The following is a 16,051-nucleotide window of genomic DNA, read 5'->3' as shown; positions in this document are numbered from 1 at the left end:
ATATATAAGTGCCTGTTAATTGACGTTATATAGATCAGCTAGATAATATGAGTTTTGACTGGATGTAAAATCGATCGTTCAGATTTTTGATAGGTGGAACCTAAAATGCCTACTTTTGAGGGAACGCAAGAACACGATTTTCTGACTGGTTGGCAATTGGGCGACATCATCCCAGCCGATAGCCGTAACGACACACTCCTTGGAGACGAAGGAAGCGACTTGCTGTGGGGTAATGAAGGCAATGACTACATTAACGGGAAACAAAATAACGATACTATCGACGCCGGTAAAGATAATGACTCCGTACACGGAGGAAAAGGAGATGACCAGGTATTCGGAGATAGGGGCAATGATATCATTTACGGCGACTTGGGCAACGATATCTTGTTCGGAGGTATTGGCAGCAAGCAACCAGCAGGCGATCGAGCTGATTCTGGCATCCTAATCGGCAGCCGCGGAGAAGAAGAACTCAATGGCAATGAAGGTAGTGGCAGTTCGGTGGAAAAAAAAGGCAGCGACATCGTTCTCGCCGGCAAAGATGACGATAAACTCTTAGGCGAAACACTTAATGAGATTCTTTACAGTCAATTAGGCAGCGATACCGCTAATGGAAAAACCGACGACGACATCATATTTGCTGGTTTCGGCAGCGACTTAATTTACGAGGGCGAAGACCATGATACTCTCCATGGCGGTGAAGGTTTAGATACAGTTTACGGCGGTACGCAAAATGACATAATTCGCGGCGGAAAAGAAAGCGATCTCTTATTTGGAGATGAAGGAAATGATGTGCTTTTTGGCGATCACGGGGGCGATACTTTAATAGGCGGCAGCGGTGGCGATTTGTTTGTTATCGGCAGAATCGATCACGTTCCCGGCTTTTTTACTACTGGCGGCACAAATCTATCCGATGCTGACATTATTAGCGACTTCGGTCAAGGATTTGACTTAATTGGATTGGACGGCGGCTTAGCATTTCAAGACTTGAGCATTTATCAAGGCAGCAGCAATTTTGCAAACGATACAGTAATTCAAGATCGAGTGACTGGCGAGTATCTGGCTATTTTAAAAGGAATTAACAGCAACGAAATTACAGCCTCTAAATTTACCAGCGAAATTACTCCTATTAGCTCAATATTAGAAGTGAGCGAGACGAAGTTTGAAAGAAAAGAAGACGGCACGCCGCTCGCTGCAATAACAGTGACACGCAAAGGTGGTGAATTAGATGCAACTGTAGGGGCAACTATATTTATTGTTAATAACTCAGCGACATCCCCCTCGTATGGCAGCGCGACCCCCATAGAGGTCAATTTTGCCCCCGGAGAAACCACTCAGACAGTAACAGTTCCCTTGGTAAATGATGTCGCATTTGAAGGAGGGTTATTTAATTTACGCTTGAGCAACCCTAGAGGAAAGGTAAGAATTGGGTATAGCGATACTGCTGTTTTAGCGATTACAGATAATGACACTCCGCCACCATACTTGTTGATACCGACACCGACGCCATCCATCACTCCAGCACCAAGCGATTCCCCGACGCCAAGCGATTCCCCAACGCCAACGCCAACACCAAGCGATTCCCCGACGCCGGCACCAACACCAAGCGATTCCCCGACGCCGGCACCAACACCAAGCGATTCGCCTACCCCAACGCCTACGCCAACACCAAGCGATTTGCCTACGCCGGCACCATCCATCACCCCAACACCAAGCGATTCCCCGACGCCTACTCCAACGCCAACGCCGACGCCAACGCCGACGCCAAGCGATTCCCCGACGCCAAGCGATTCCCTGACGCCAACACCAACGCCAACACCAACGCCAACGCCGACGCCAAGCGATTCCCCGACGCCAAGCAATTCCCTGACGCCAACACCAACGTCCAGCGATTCGCCAACACCAACCGATTCACCAACACCAACACCAACCGATTCCCCGACGCCAACACCAACCGATTCGCCAACACCAACACCAACCGATTCACCAACACCAACACCAACCGATTCCCCGACGCCAAGCGATTCCCCGACGCCGGCGCCAACACCGATACCATCCGTCACCCCAACACCAAGCGATACGCCGACGCCAAGCGATTCGCCAAGCGATACACCAACACCAACGCCGACACCGACGCCGACGCCGACACCAAGCGATACGCCGACGCCGACACCGATTGCAGACAACGTTCCAGAAATTGACTTGTTCGACGGCACCGCTAACATCGCAGACAATACGGGAACAGTTAATTTCGGTACCGCCGTTTTAGGAACAGAGCTTGTCAAAACCTTTACCGTGAAAAATACAGGCAGTGGCAACCTGAGTCTCAACAATGCGATCGCCCTGCCAACGGGTTTCAGCTTAGTTAGCAGTTTTGGCAGTACAAACCTAACTGCAGGCAGCGAGACTACTTTCTCTGTCAAATTCGATGCAACTGCCATCGGCACTTATAGCGGTCAAATTTCCTTTGCCAACAGCGACAGCGATGAAGATCCCTTTGATTTTCAGATTTCAGGAACACGCCAACCTTTTGACACTACCCCGCCCACAGCAACGCTAAACCCAATTGCCAACATTTCGGCAGGCAGCAATAGCTTGACATTTACCGTCGAATATGCTGATAACACGGCTGTAGATGTCAGCAGCCTCGATAGCAGCGACATTCGGGTGACAGGCCCAAACAACTTCAGTCAGTTGGTGGCATTCTTAAGCGCGAATCCTGGCGGAAACGGCACGCCTCGGACTGCAACTTATCAAATTAACGCCCCCGGCGACAGTTGGGACGCAGCGGACAACGGGACTTACACTCTGCAATTATCAGAATCTCAAGTTTTAGATACCAGCGGCAATGCAGCCACTGCTGTTAATTTGGGCAATTTCAACGTCAGCGCACCTGCATTAGATGCCGAGGTGACGCTAGCAGTTTCGCCCGAGGGCGCGATCGAAGATAGCGGCAGCACGATCGCCTACACCTTTACCCGCACCGATAGCATCAATTCGCCACTGTCTCAACCGTTGACAGTGAGTTTCTCGGCTGGCGGAACAGCTAATTTTGCCAATGATTACACTCAGTCGGGTGCTACCGCTTTTAGTGCCACAACCGGCACAGTTGCGTTTGCAGCGAATTCCGCAACGGCAGCGGTTACCCTAACTTTAGTTGCCGATACTGCTAATGAACCTAACGAGACAGTCGAACTAACTTTGGCAGCAGGAAGCGGCTACACTTTAGGCACAGCAGGCGCGGTGACTGCTGCCATTAGCAACGACGATACTCCCCCTACCTATAATTTCAGTGCATCTACCTTTAATGTGCCTGAAGGGAATGCTGCTAACACTGCCAATGTCGTGACTGTGACGCGATTGGGAGATACATCTACAGCTTCAAGTGTAGATGTAGTCCTGGCAGCAGGTGCAGTCAATCCCGCAGCAAATGGCAGCGACGTGCAAGCAGAACCAATTACCGTTAATTTTGCAGCAGGGGAGACAAGCAAAACGGTACCGATTCAGGTATTGGGCGATGTCAATTACGAACCCGACGAGACAGTAGCGCTGTCCTTTGCCAACTTCACTAACGAGGGAGTCGCGGGAACAGCCAACCCCACTGCTGTGCTAACAATTCAAAACGACGATGCCGAGATTCGCGGCAGCAAGTGGAATGACTTAAACGGCAACGGCTTGCGAGACACTAACGAACTCGGCATACCAGGTTGGACTGTCTTTCTCGACACTAACCAAAACGGCGTACTCGACGCCGGAGAAAATTCCACGACTACAGATGCTAGCGGCAATTACGCTTTTCCGGGTTTGGCTGCTGGCAACTATACCGTTGCCGAACAGTTGCAAGCCGATTGGCAGCAAACATTCCCCGGCATCACCGCACCGGTGGGGACAAACTTTCTGATTCCCCTGCCAACTCGCCGAGACCACGTTTTCGATCGCACCCGCAATCGACTGTACATTACCACTAACAAGGGAACAGTAGAGCGATACGACTTTAGTGCTAACGCTTGGCTAGCACCCCTTGAGGTCGGCAATTCCTTAAACGGCGTCGATATTACCCCCGATGGCAGCACTTTGTACGTTGCGGAAAACCAGCGCAGCGGCGTGCAGGGATTCCTCCGCAAGGTAAACCTCAACACTGGTGCGGTTACTAATCTCCCGTACAATCTTGAACGCGGGGAAAGCGGTTCCTGGGATGTGGCGATCGGGGCTAACGGCAAAGGCATGATGAGTACGCGCTGGGAGGGTTCCGGTACGGTGCCTTTTCGCGAAATAAACTTAGCTACTGATACTTTAACGCAGCGATCGGAAGCCGGTTCAGTATTTGGCAGAGTCAACCAGAACACGCACATCCACCGCAGCAGCGATCGCACTCTGTTTTTCATGACTGAATCCAACAGTTCCGCAGGCCCGATCTTTACTTACAACGGTACAACAGATACTTTTCCCAACCGCGCAGAAACAAACACATTTCACGACGGTACTCTATCTGCTGTCAGCCGCAACGGCGCGTTAATTGCTTTAGAAGAATTCGGGGCTGGCATTTCAATCCGCAATCCAAACCTCACCGAAATTACCACCCTCAGTAATAATTTGGACGGTGGCATGGCTTTCGACCCAACCAAAGATATCCTCTATGCTGTGAATTCCACCACCAATCAAATTGTTGCCTTGAATACAAATACTTGGACTCAGTTATTCAGCCTCAATATTGGTGAAGATGTTCCCAATCCCGCGCTGTTTAACGGCGGGGCTACACCGTTTGACAGCGGGGTGATGTCTGTCAGCGGTGACGGAAAATTGCTGTTTCTATCAACTCCAAGCGGCGTGCGGGTTTTAAGTTTGCCGGGGTCGAACGTTCCGCAAGCGCAAACAGTTAATCTTGCTGCGAATCAATTGGCTGAGAATGTCAATTTTGGCAACAGACAAACTGCACAGCTAAACGAAATTCGAGGTACAAAATGGAATGACTTAAATGGCGATCGCGCACTAACTGCTGGCGAACCTGGCATTGCAGGCTGGACTGTCTTTCTCGATACCAACCAAAATGGTGTATTGGACGCGGGGGAAACTTCTACGACAACGGATGCTAACGGCGATTATTCCTTTGCAGGTTTGGCCGGACCGAGAACTTATGCAGTTGCAGAAGCGCTGCAACCTGGTTGGCAGCAAACGTTCCCCGGTCTCAGCGGCGCGCCGCCAAGTGTTCTCATTCCTGTGGCTAACGGTCGCGATCGCGTTTTCGATCCGACGCGGAATTTGCTTTACATTACCACTAGCGCGGGAACCGTGCAGCGATACGATGTCGCTACGCAAACACTGTTAGCGCCGCTGGCTGTTGGCACTTCGTTAAACGGTGCTGATATTACTCCAGATGGTAGCGCTTTGTACGTTGCTGAGAATCAAATCAGCGGGACGCAAGGTTTCATTCGCAAGGTAAATCTCGCTAGCGGGACTGTTACCAATATTCCTTACACTCTCGATTTTGGAGAGGCCGGTGCTTGGGACGTGGCAATTGGTTCTAACGGCAGGGGGATGGTGAGCACGCGCTACAGCGGTTCGGGTTTGGTGCCGTTCCGGGAACTAAATTTAGCTACCGATACTTTAACGCAGCGATCGGATGCGGGGTCAATATTTGGCGAAATAACACAGGATACCCACATCCACCGCAGCAGCGATCGCAGTTTCTTTTTCATGACTGAATCCAACAGTTCCGCAGGCGAGATATTTACTTACGATGCTGTGACAAACACATTTCCTACCAGGAATGAAACTGACTCTTATCACGACGGTACTGTATCTGCGGTTAACCGCAACGGTTCGCTAATTGCCATGGAATTAAACGGTGGCATCTCTGTAATGGATCGCAATTTTAATGCCGTTGAAAATATCGCTAGCGTTGATGGTGGAATGGCTTTCGATCCGACGCGGGATATCCTTTACGCTGCTAATTCTGCTACCGATGAGTTGATTGCTTACAATACCAATACTTGGGATGTATTGTACCGCAGAAGTATCGGTGAAAATATTAATGCTTCCTCGCCATTTGTTACTGGAGGGATGTCGGTTAGCGATGGCGGACAATATCTGTTTTTGTCTACTCCTTCTGGGGTGCGGATGTTTAATTTGACTGGTACGGGGCTGCCGGAAAGCCACAAAGTAAATGTGGGTTTCGGTCAAGTCGAGCCGGGAATTAACTTTGGCAATGCGATTTAGATTTTGTTTTGCTTCAATAGCACTTTTAAATTATCTCGTCAATTAAGGTCGATCATTCTTTAATATATCGCTACATTACCACAGAAGTATCAGTAGATGTGGCTATATGGGTTTGGGCATCGAGAATCATGGGAAACATATTGGTGAATTCAACCGAGCGTGAATACTTGTCTATTTAATTGCGTTTTAACCGCCCGGAAAACTTAATCGCTCTGTGTACCGCGTGTCATCTGTCCTACCACAACCGCGGTCAGTCTAACGTATCGCCAGGGCAGTTGTCGCTGTTCCCTGATGATGCGATCGATTGGGATATTATGGAGAGATCTCTGGAATGGGCATGAAACAATGTATCCGCATCGATTTTTCCTGAGAGTTTTTGTGACATTAATGATGTTTTTTTGAATAAAGTTTAGTGATTGCAAGCCTGATGACATCTCGTTTAGGCTGTACATCCGCCATCAATCTTGAGGCTTGCGGCAGTGACAAAGGCGGCTTCAGGACTGGCAAGATAAGAAACCATGCTAGCAACCTCGTTATCCCGTCCGTAGCGACCGAGGGCAATGATCTTTTTGAGTCCCTCGGCAAAGTCTCCGTCTGCGGGATTCATATCGGTATCAATTGGACCAGGTTGGATGTTGTTAACGGTGATACCGCGAGGTCCAAGATCGCGGGCAAGACCGCGTGTAAAGCTGGCGATCGCCCCCTTGGTTAAGGCATAGACCGATAGCCCTGCAAAGGGGGTGGAATCACTATTAATGCTGCCAATCATGATGATCCGTCCACCCTCACGCATATGGCGAATCGCCTCCTGAGTTGCTACGAAAACGCCTCTGACATTCACCGCAATAAGTCGGTCAAATTCATCTATCGAGAACTGATCGATCGCAGCTAAAGTTGCAACCCCCGCGTTGTTGACGAGGATGTCAAGGTGGCCCAAGCTATTTACGGTTTCGGCAACCGAATGTTTCACCGCTTCCACATCCGCACTGTCAGCGCGGATTGCCAAAGCTTTTCCCCCTGCCGCCTCAATGTCGCGCACCACCTCATCAGCTTTTTGGGGCGAACTGGTGTAGGTGAGAGCAACTGCTGCCCCATCGTGGGCAAGGCGTTTGGCGATCGCTGCCCCTAAACCGCGTGATCCACCCGTAACCAATGCAACTTTGCCTGCGAGTGTTTTTGTCATGATTTGCTCCGGTAGGCTTGTAATTGCTGATATCGGTGATTTACTTACCGATTGGTACAAAAAATATACCCTGGTTAAATCTGGGCGTCAAGGAAGTTTTATACTGAACGGTATGGAAACGAAAAAGCCTCATAGAGTGCAGGGACGACCTCGCGCTTTTAATATAGACGAAGCCTTAGAACAAGCTTTGCAAATATTCTGGCGCAAGGGCTATCTAGGAACATCCATAACGGATCTAACCGAAGCGATGGGCATTAACCGTCCCAGTCTCTATGCAACCTTTGGCAACAAGGAAACCTTGTTCCGCAAGGCGCTCGATCGCTATCGCGATCAGCAAACTGCCTACCTGCGTGAAGCACTCTCCGAGCCAACTGCCCGGAGAGTTATCGAGCGGATGATGCTTGGTGTTGTTGATTTGGTAACTAATCGGTGCAACCCATCAGGATGTCTCTACGCACAGAGTATGCTTTCCTCTGTCGATCCAGACAATCCCCTCCATCAAGAGTTGGCAGAGCGCCGCATATCAGGCGAGGCTGCTATCTGCGATCGCTTCGAGCGTGCTGTCTCAGAAGGTGACTTGCCCTCTGATGCTGACCCCGCAGCCCTCGCTCGCTTTGTCGTCACGGTCAACTTTGGAATGTCGGTGCAAGCAGCAAGTGGAGCCAGTCGCGCGGAACTCCTACAGGTTGTTCAGACGGCTTTGCGCGCCTGTCCAATGTAAGAAGGGGGATTGAGGCTCACGAGCTCGGCACAGAGATAGGGCGCGAGATCGCGAGTGTCGGCTCAGATGCACTGTTTCCCCTGACAGCACAGGACTTACCCAGGAAGTAACATCAACGAAGTAACGATTAGGGCAGCTAGAGCGATCGCGACAACATTCTCAACAAGAGCAGCAGGAATTGCACCAATCCGCTCAATGGCGGCTATCCACACCGTCCGACCACCATACGCACCGACCAGTGCACTTACAACACCCAGGAGCGCTCCAACGAGTGCAACACTGCTGTTTGCTCGAGTAATGTGAACCATCCCACAATAATTTTTACCAGGAATCGGCACGGGCTGTTAAGTTGAAGAATTTGTAGCTATTGCTTCAAGCAGAAACAGACCGACTTTCTTGTGCAGTCCCTGGTTTTGTTGGGTACAACCAAGCTGAATCAAGCATTTAGGGCACCCGTCAGAGCATTCGCAATTTAAGGCTAGAGACATGGCTTTAGCAGCGAATAACGGTAACTGCTTCCCGATTTCTTCAGATGCTCCATTTCCCCCATCTGTGGTATCAAAAAAATAGGCGACGATACCCGAATCCTCTTGCTCTACCGTACAGTTCACGTCGTGAGTAGAAGAAAGCACGACGAGGGGAACAGCTAATTGAATTTGATGAGCCATACTGTGCAGGGCAACCCCAACTGCATTGCCCCAAAACAAACCCTTTAGCTCTTGAGGAATATCATCTCCATATTGGGTTCTTGCACTAGCTTTTTGGCGGTTAACTTCACTTGTAATTGCTGCAATCAGAGGCCGATTTACTTCGACTTTAACGACGGGAGCTTCATATTGTATTTGATAAGACGGATTGAACGGTACTGATTTAATAAGTTTATTTATTTCGATCGATTTCAAACTCCGACCACAAGACATACATATTTTACCTTCAAGAAGTTGTTTGTGGCGACGGCATTTGACATTAGTGCAAGTTGGTCGGTATTCTCTTTTGAAAAGCTTGTAGCCCGTTACTTCTGATGTAATCTTCCCCCATCCCAAAGTTAATCTCAGCCTCGCTTCTGGTAAGCCTGTAGGGATAATGCGGGGCGCTTCTAGGTTTTCTAAAAGTTCGATTTGCAAACCCAAATCAGGTTCGGTAAACAAGCTGGGGTCTTCTTCAAAGGGCTGGAGTATTGCTTTATTCTGCTCGGTATCTAGGCTCTGACACCGATAAGTAACTAAACTGTTGCTTTCGTCAAAAGCGGTATAAATTGCACCGGGAAAGACTTCTCGATAGGCAATGTCTCGCGACATTTCTTCAAAGAATTCTCCCGTATTCTCATCAATTAATTCAATAGCATCTATAGCGTTGCCTCTAATATTGACTTTTAGATGAGGATTTCCCCACCCTCGGAGCGTACTATTGGGAGATAGGAAGAGTCTGTCTTGATCCAGCAGTGCCTCAGCAACGGCACCTCCCACAGCATCAAATCGACTTTCTACCTCAACAGCAGGCAAACCGCTTTCGACGCAGCAACATTCAATGTGTTTGCTCACAATAGTGGGATAATTAGGATTGAATGCGGCGCTTTCTACTTCTCCTGATAGCAATTGTTTGGGATTCTGGCCGTAATAGTAGTCTAAGGAACTTTGGGCAACTGGCAAAAAGATTACCAATCCCGGACTGATTCTTCCAGCACGTCCTAGTCGTTGACGAAAGGACATAATAGAACCGGGATATCCCTTCACCAAACAGCAATCTAATTCCGGTAAATCCAAACCCGCTTCTAGTGCTGATGTGGAAATAATTACTTTAAGTTGTCCCCTTTGCAGTTGGTTGATAATATTTTGGCGACGATCGCTTTTTAAAGAACCGTAAAAAGCCGTTACTTTTTGGGCTAAATAACTATTTCCCTGTCGGGTACTTTCTTTTTGAATTAAATCTACGAGTTTTTTAACGGCTCCTCTACTATTGCAAAACACAATTCCACTCAAATCTTGTTGCAGCCAAGATAATACAATGTTGCAAGCATCGGAATTCCCTTTGTCGCTAGGAGCCAAACACAAAACAGTTTTTCCAGCAGTACCCGCCCCGCTACCTTCAATTAAATGCAGACGATCGGGTTGAGACGTTCTACCACTAAACCGCATTGCCATGTATCGCGGGTTGCCAATTGTAGCGGAAGAACAAATAAATTGGAGCTTGCTGCTGTTGCCTCGCACGCTGTCAACCGCCCTACGCAAACGGCGCATTAGGTTAGTGAAATGAGCTCCAAAAGCGCCTGTATAGGAATGGCTTTCATCAATAACCACCCAACGCAATCGTCGCAGAAATTCTCGCCAGGGTTCCCATTGTGGGACGCGCGGAATCTTGGATAATTGATAGTGCAGCAAGTCGGGACTGACCGCTAAAATATTGGGGGTACGAGGCACAAAGAGTTTCAAACGTTCGTCACGTGGAGTATCCCCTGTCATTTGCCCTACTTTTACCCGCTGTTCTTGAGGAAAGGTTTCGACAATGCGCTGGAGTTTGCGAAACTGATCGAAAGCTAGAGCTTTCAGCGGAAAAATATAGAGCGCAGAAGTTTGGGGATTCTTCAGACAATCTTCGAGAATTACGAGGTTGTAACACAGGGTTTTTCCCGATGCTGTGGGAGTCACAATACTCAAATCGCAGCCCTGACGCAAGCAATCTAAGGCTTCAATTTGATGCGAATACAGTTCCTTAATTCCCAATCCCCGAAGAGCATTTTGTAAGGGGAAGGGTAAGTCCTGTGGAATGACAGACAACGAACCAGAGGCGGGAGGGGTAATGTGAACAGCGCTAAGATGTGAAGCTAACTCAAGCGCGATCGCTCTAAATTTGGGTTGAGGAATAGCGGCAATTTCTGCTGCACTTACCTGAGAAACGCTAGCAGATTCTACTTCACCTGCACCCTTTTCTTCAGCTTCGGATAAGGATTCAGGTGTTTTAGATGCCTCCCCAGGGGCGATTTCATTCCTTTCAACAGCTTGCTGCCAATTTTTGTATTGAATGGGAATCGAGTATCCGGGAAACTTGACTATAAGTGTGTTACCTACCCAAGAAATAACCGTGCCTTGTCCGTACTTGGGAGAAAAGAGCTGCTGTCCGGGGTCTAACCACTCAGGATGCTTTCGTTCGCTGTTGGGAGTCACAGCGCGGATAAGAGCAGCATAGTCAACGGGTTCGGGGTTTGTCATGGTTTTGGGGATAACACCAATTGCTTCATCATAAGCTTCTTCTCCAAGATTGCTGGTATTCTCTACCTAAGAGCGCGGCATCATTGACTTTGGGATTTGCGATCGCTCTCAGGAATCGGCACGGGGCAATTGATTTGAACTGATTTTTGAATAATCCGCAGCGGAATGCCGGCGTTGCTGCCGAACGTGTGGGGTAAAATATAAGGACACCTCCATTTCTTGTGTGAGCGTGCAGGTTAATCCAAGGGAACTTGGAGGTCTTTTTCTTTCCCTACCCCCAACCCCCTAATTTTTGCCAAATGAAACCAGAATTCAATTTTTTTGAGCATTGGTATCCTATGATACCACTCGAAGACTTAGATCCCAAGCAACCAACTTCAGTAACACTTTTGGGACTGCGTTTAGTTATCTGGAAACCCAAATCATCTGAAACTTTCCAAGTGTTTTTAGATCGATGTCCCCACCGCCTTGCGCCCCTAAGTGAGGGACGCATTGATGACGAAACAGGGAATTTAATGTGTAGCTATCACGGTTGGCAATTTGATGAGCAGGGAATTTGTACTCATATTCCCCAAGCGGAAAATCCAGAACTTGTAAGCAAGAATAAAGAAAATCTGTGTGCTGTAGCACTACCAGTTCGTCAGCAACAGGATTTACTCTGGATTTGGCCAGACGCAAAATCAAGCGAACAAGCTGCAAATACACCCTTACCTTTATCACCGCAGATAGATGCAGCTAAAGGGTTTGTTTGGTCTTCTTTTATACGAGATTTAGAATATGACTGGGAAACCCTTGTGGAAAATGTGGCAGATCCGAGCCATGTTCCTTTTGCTCATCACGGCGTGCAGGGCAATCGCAAACAAGCCAGACCGATGGCGTTCCAAATCGTGCAATCAACACCCAATTTGATTGAAGGGGCAATCGTTGGGCCTTTTCAAACAAAAATCACTTTTGAACCACCTTGTCGCTTAGAGTATGCGTTCAGTTTTGGCGATGGCAGCAAAAAGTTTGGATTGCTCACCTACTGTATACCTCTGTCTCCTGGGAAGTCTAGAATTGTCGCTCTATTTCCCCGTAACTTTGGTCAAACCCTCCAGCGTTTCAAACCCCGTTGGTGGGATCACATCACCAATCGCAATCTTGTTATTGAGGGAGATATGGTTCTTCTACAGCAGCAAGAGTATTTTCTCCAACAAGCAAAATCTACCCAAAGCTGGAAAACTGCCTATAAGTTACCTACAAGTGCAGACCGTTTCGTAATTGAGTTTAGGAATTGGTTTGACCGCTATTGTCACGGACAACTACCCTGGAGTGAAGTTGGAATCAATGTTCCACCGACACGGAATATCAATAACGATCGCCAACAAACACTAGATCGCTACCAACAACACACCCAACACTGTAGTAGCTGTCGAAAAGCACTTTCGGTCGTGCAACGCTTACAAGCATTGCTTTTAGTCTACTTTGTGATTACTGTTTGCGCTGTTGCTCTCTTTCCTGATGAATTGCGACTTTATGTGGGCTTACCCTTAATTGTGATAGCGCTATTAGGTCTAGGAGCTTACACTTGGCTGAGATTCTGGCTTCGTCCTAGATTCTACTTTGTGGACTACATTCATGCACGCAGATAAAGGCAATTTTCAGTCACTTTTGCAGCAGTTTCCTGCTCAAATCTACTAAATGAGCCAACAGGTGCTCACAAGATAAATATACTAATTACCCTAGGTAATTTCCTATTTTAAACAATCATTTTGTGACGTTGCTGAGTTACGGCTTGAAAAGCTAAATATGCCAGTCATATAAACCAGTAGCCACAAAGCTTCTGGATTTTCAAACTATATAGGAAGCTCAAAGTCAACGATTTTCCTGTTTCTAAAGCTCAACGGATTTTCTTTTTATAATGTGCGTAAGGATACGACGGAGAAGTTAAAATGAATCCTGTGTTATGATGAACTAATTAAATTAAAAAGGTATTAACTAATGGAAGGCAATAAGATTTCTCAATTCATTCAAGCTCTTAAATTCTTTGAGTTAGAGCTAGAAGAAATGACCGGGAATCCCGGTTTTGAAGATAGAATAGGCAAAGTGATTGCGGTAAGAAAAAAAGGCGATAAGTCACGGATACTGTGCGCTTATTCCAGCTATGACGAACTGTTGGACTGGGCACAACAACAATTCCGCAACCCTATTTAACGCTTGAGTTGAAGATAATTTTACCCTCTTTCCGACCAAACTGGGACTGCCAACATTTTCGTATTCATGCGTTTTTCCTCTTTTTCGGATAGCCCGGTTTCAGCAGACCCACGCATCGGTACTGTGAGGGATGCGTGGACTTTCCTCAGAACCACAAATCGCCTTCCCTAACCAGTCGCGAGGCTTCCATTTTCTGATGCAGTGACCGGATGTGATATTGCCGATGTACTGAAGCACTCGAACAAACCACCAAGTTTTCTGGTGAGTTATTAGATTTATCTTCATCAAGGTGGTGGACAATTTCACCTGGTCTGAGCTTGCGGCCGATCGATTGTTCGGCAACAATCCTGTGCAAGTAAACAACTTTGTAACTCATGGATTTTCGAGATAAATTGGGAAAATTGCTTGAGAAGTGTCCAAAGTTTTTAGTGGTGTACAATCATCGATCTCCTGAAACCAGGCTAGGTCAGCGTCAAAAACTGCTGCCAGGGTGGCGATTAACCACCCCCACTCTTCATACGGAATGTCAGCGCAATCATTTTCGATTCGACTGACTTCACAGAAACTTACATTCCTTCCAGTTCGAGCGGTCAATTTCTGAGCCAACTTTGTTTTACTCCTAGATTGATACAATCGGGCATTTTTGATTAATCTGCCAAAAGTAATTTCGCAGTTCATAATAGTTTTGAAGAAATTCTACACTAATTTTAATGTAGAACCTCTACCCAATCAAATAACTGACCACCACTTTAATGAACTAATTAAGGCTGTGGCTTTTTCTGTTATTTGTAACTTGCGGGATGCGTCACATTCATCACTTTTCTCATTTGATTCTGCCAAATCTGGCAAACCTAGTTCAATCCTTGCATCAAAACAAGCGTCATTCCAGGCACTTTCTTTGGTTTGGTAGATGCAGATTGCTGCTTCTCCGATCGTCACATAATTCTGAATTGCATAGAAAACTAACTTTGCTATGTCACCAGGGATGAAATCAGGAGCAACGATTTCATGAGTAACTTCGCAAGATACAAGTTCTTCTCCTCGCTCTGGGTGGTCATTGAGCTTCCAACCTTTATCGGTCACGGGCAACAGTCTCAGTTGGTGTTCGACTTTCTCTGGCATGGGCAAATTAAGCGACTTCATAATTAAACCACTAAGGAATCAATATTTTACAGCGAAGCATATAAAGAATTTTTACAATGTTCAACCTCAGCGGAACATCAGAAACATTACAAGAAACGTTACCAAAAACATAGTTAGAAACATAGCCAAGAACGTTTTTGTGTAAATGAAGTAGTTGTTCACCAAGTAAATGAATTAGCGTTAAACTAGAAACTTCCTATTGATTCTTAATTAGAGGGAATATGGGTGAAGCTAAACGGAGAAGAGAGGCGGGATTGGGATTCGATCCAAATCAAAAGTTGGTTACTGGTTGTTATATCACTCCGGCGATGATAAGCGATCGTCACACAGTTTACTTAGGAATTAGAAGTAAAAAGGCTCATCTAGTTTCTAGTAAACCCTTATCAGTTCATACAAGTGTAACAGATGCTTGGAAAGTTCTGACGGGCTGTAAAGAAATCTTAAAGGATTGCTCTTTTTCTATGAATCAATCAGATGAAGAGGTTTTTAAGTTATTCAAAGGAATGCTACTGTCTACCTATGGAAATCAGAGCGAGGAAGGCGATCGCTATCAAGTATCTGGCAATATAGATGCTTTCAATGCTTGGATGAACCAAGGTAACTACCGGGACAAAGATAATCCACCTGTGGGAGTCAAAATTACCCATTTAACTTCGGTTGTCAGGAAACGCTACAAAGTTTTTAGCAGTCCCATTAAGAAGGAATCACCCAAATTCTATGGAAATCCTGAAGATAATTCGATTTTCCATGTAGGCGAAAGTTTTGACCGCCCCATTGCCGGAACCAAAAATGAACTGTTTATCTGGCAAAGTTATGTAATTGCAGGATTCTTCGCTGATTACCTGAATCTAAATAATAAAGATTCTCTGAGCGCTGAGGAAGCCCAAAGACTAACTCACGAAGTACAGGATTTGATGAATCAAGAGCGATCGCCAGGAGTTACCTTTACATGAGTTTGAGGCATTTTCTTCTTCCTGATTGGTAAAACGGTGGTAGATCAAACTTTAGTCGCGTCCCTGGACACTGCCAATGCCGATGCGGAGGGCAGTGACAGTGCCAGTAACGAATTAGGAATGTCGATGGCGGAAAGCGCCCTCGCCCGTGCTACGCATCCCCGTCCAGAATGCGATGCGCTACGCGCCCGCAAGCTACGTAATAATTCACTCACTGCGTTTGCAAACCTTGCCGTCTCGGAAACCGAGTCCATGTCCGGGACATATCCTCTGGCATCCATCTAAGAGACACAGTGGTAGAACCAGTCATCGTAAGATTTAGGTCGCGAACCCAATACTCAATACCCAATACTTCAAAATTACCTACGAGCGATCGCCAAATGAATCTCGCCACTCGATGCAATTCATCTTAACAAGATTTAACTTTTAAAAGTATCGA

10 protein-coding genes are annotated in these 16,051 nt (G+C 47.0%); 5 read left to right on the top strand and 5 right to left on the bottom strand.

Features of this window, described 5'->3' with window-relative positions:
* Positions 1-105 precede the first annotated feature (105 nt).
* Entirely contained in the window at positions 106-6,213 is a 6,108-nt protein-coding gene (locus QUB25_RS01440) for an SdrD B-like domain-containing protein (RefSeq protein ID WP_333181743.1), read from the top strand.
* A gap of 439 nt (positions 6,214-6,652) precedes the next feature.
* On the opposite strand, the gene QUB25_RS01435 is transcribed toward QUB25_RS01440, so the two are convergent.
* A complete protein-coding gene (locus tag QUB25_RS01435) occupies positions 6,653-7,396 on the bottom strand; it encodes a 3-oxoacyl-ACP reductase family protein (RefSeq protein ID WP_333181741.1) in 744 nt (247 codons plus the stop codon).
* Positions 7,397-7,508: 112 nt separating this feature from the next.
* Here QUB25_RS01435 and QUB25_RS01430 point away from each other — a divergent pair, with 112 nt between their 5' ends.
* The gene (locus QUB25_RS01430; protein WP_333181739.1) at positions 7,509-8,117 is read left to right on the top strand and encodes a TetR/AcrR family transcriptional regulator; all 609 of its coding nucleotides are present in this window, start codon (positions 7,509-7,511) and stop codon (positions 8,115-8,117) included.
* Between the two features lie 344 nt (positions 8,118-8,461).
* Here QUB25_RS01430 and QUB25_RS01425 read toward each other — a convergent pair whose 3' ends face one another.
* The gene (locus tag QUB25_RS01425; RefSeq protein ID WP_333181737.1) at positions 8,462-11,323 is read right to left on the bottom strand and encodes a DEAD/DEAH box helicase; all 2,862 of its coding nucleotides are present in this window, start codon (positions 11,321-11,323) and stop codon (positions 8,462-8,464) included.
* Positions 11,324-11,661: 338 nt separating this feature from the next.
* Between QUB25_RS01425 and QUB25_RS01420 the strand changes: the two genes are divergently transcribed.
* Both QUB25_RS01420 and QUB25_RS01415 read left to right on the top strand, forming a co-directional pair.
* Positions 11,662-12,954, top strand: a complete 1,293-nt coding sequence (locus QUB25_RS01420) for a Rieske 2Fe-2S domain-containing protein (protein WP_333181735.1) — start codon at positions 11,662-11,664, stop codon at positions 12,952-12,954.
* A gap of 349 nt (positions 12,955-13,303) precedes the next feature.
* Positions 13,304-13,516: a hypothetical protein gene (locus QUB25_RS01415; protein WP_333181733.1), complete on the top strand. Its 213-nt coding sequence runs from the start codon at positions 13,304-13,306 to the stop codon at positions 13,514-13,516.
* A 145-nt stretch (positions 13,517-13,661) separates the two neighbouring features.
* Here QUB25_RS01415 and QUB25_RS01410 read toward each other — a convergent pair whose 3' ends face one another.
* Genes QUB25_RS01410 through QUB25_RS01400 form a run of 3 tightly spaced genes read right to left on the bottom strand, consistent with a single transcriptional unit; the run spans position 13,662 to position 14,659 of the window.
* Positions 13,662-13,892 (bottom strand): HNH endonuclease, encoded by a 231-nt coding sequence (locus QUB25_RS01410; protein ID WP_333181731.1) that lies wholly within the window; start codon positions 13,890-13,892, stop codon positions 13,662-13,664.
* A complete protein-coding gene (locus QUB25_RS01405) occupies positions 13,889-14,194 on the bottom strand; it encodes a hypothetical protein (protein WP_333181730.1) in 306 nt (101 codons plus the stop codon). Before QUB25_RS01405 ends, QUB25_RS01410 begins: the two co-directional genes overlap by 4 nt.
* Positions 14,195-14,245: 51 nt before the next feature.
* Positions 14,246-14,659 (bottom strand): hypothetical protein, encoded by a 414-nt coding sequence (locus QUB25_RS01400; RefSeq protein ID WP_333181728.1) that lies wholly within the window; start codon positions 14,657-14,659, stop codon positions 14,246-14,248.
* Between the two features lie 221 nt (positions 14,660-14,880).
* On the opposite strand from QUB25_RS01400, the gene QUB25_RS01395 reads away from it, so the two are divergent.
* Complete coding sequence (locus tag QUB25_RS01395; RefSeq protein WP_333181726.1) at positions 14,881-15,612, top strand: hypothetical protein; 732 nt, start codon at positions 14,881-14,883, stop codon at positions 15,610-15,612.
* Positions 15,613-16,051: the final 439 nt, after the last annotated feature.

It is taken from the genome of Microcoleus sp. B3-D7 (assembly GCF_036705305.1).
Lineage (GTDB): Bacteria > Cyanobacteriota > Cyanobacteriia > Cyanobacteriales > Microcoleaceae > Microcoleus.
This window is presented reverse-complemented; position numbering and strand designations above follow the sequence as displayed.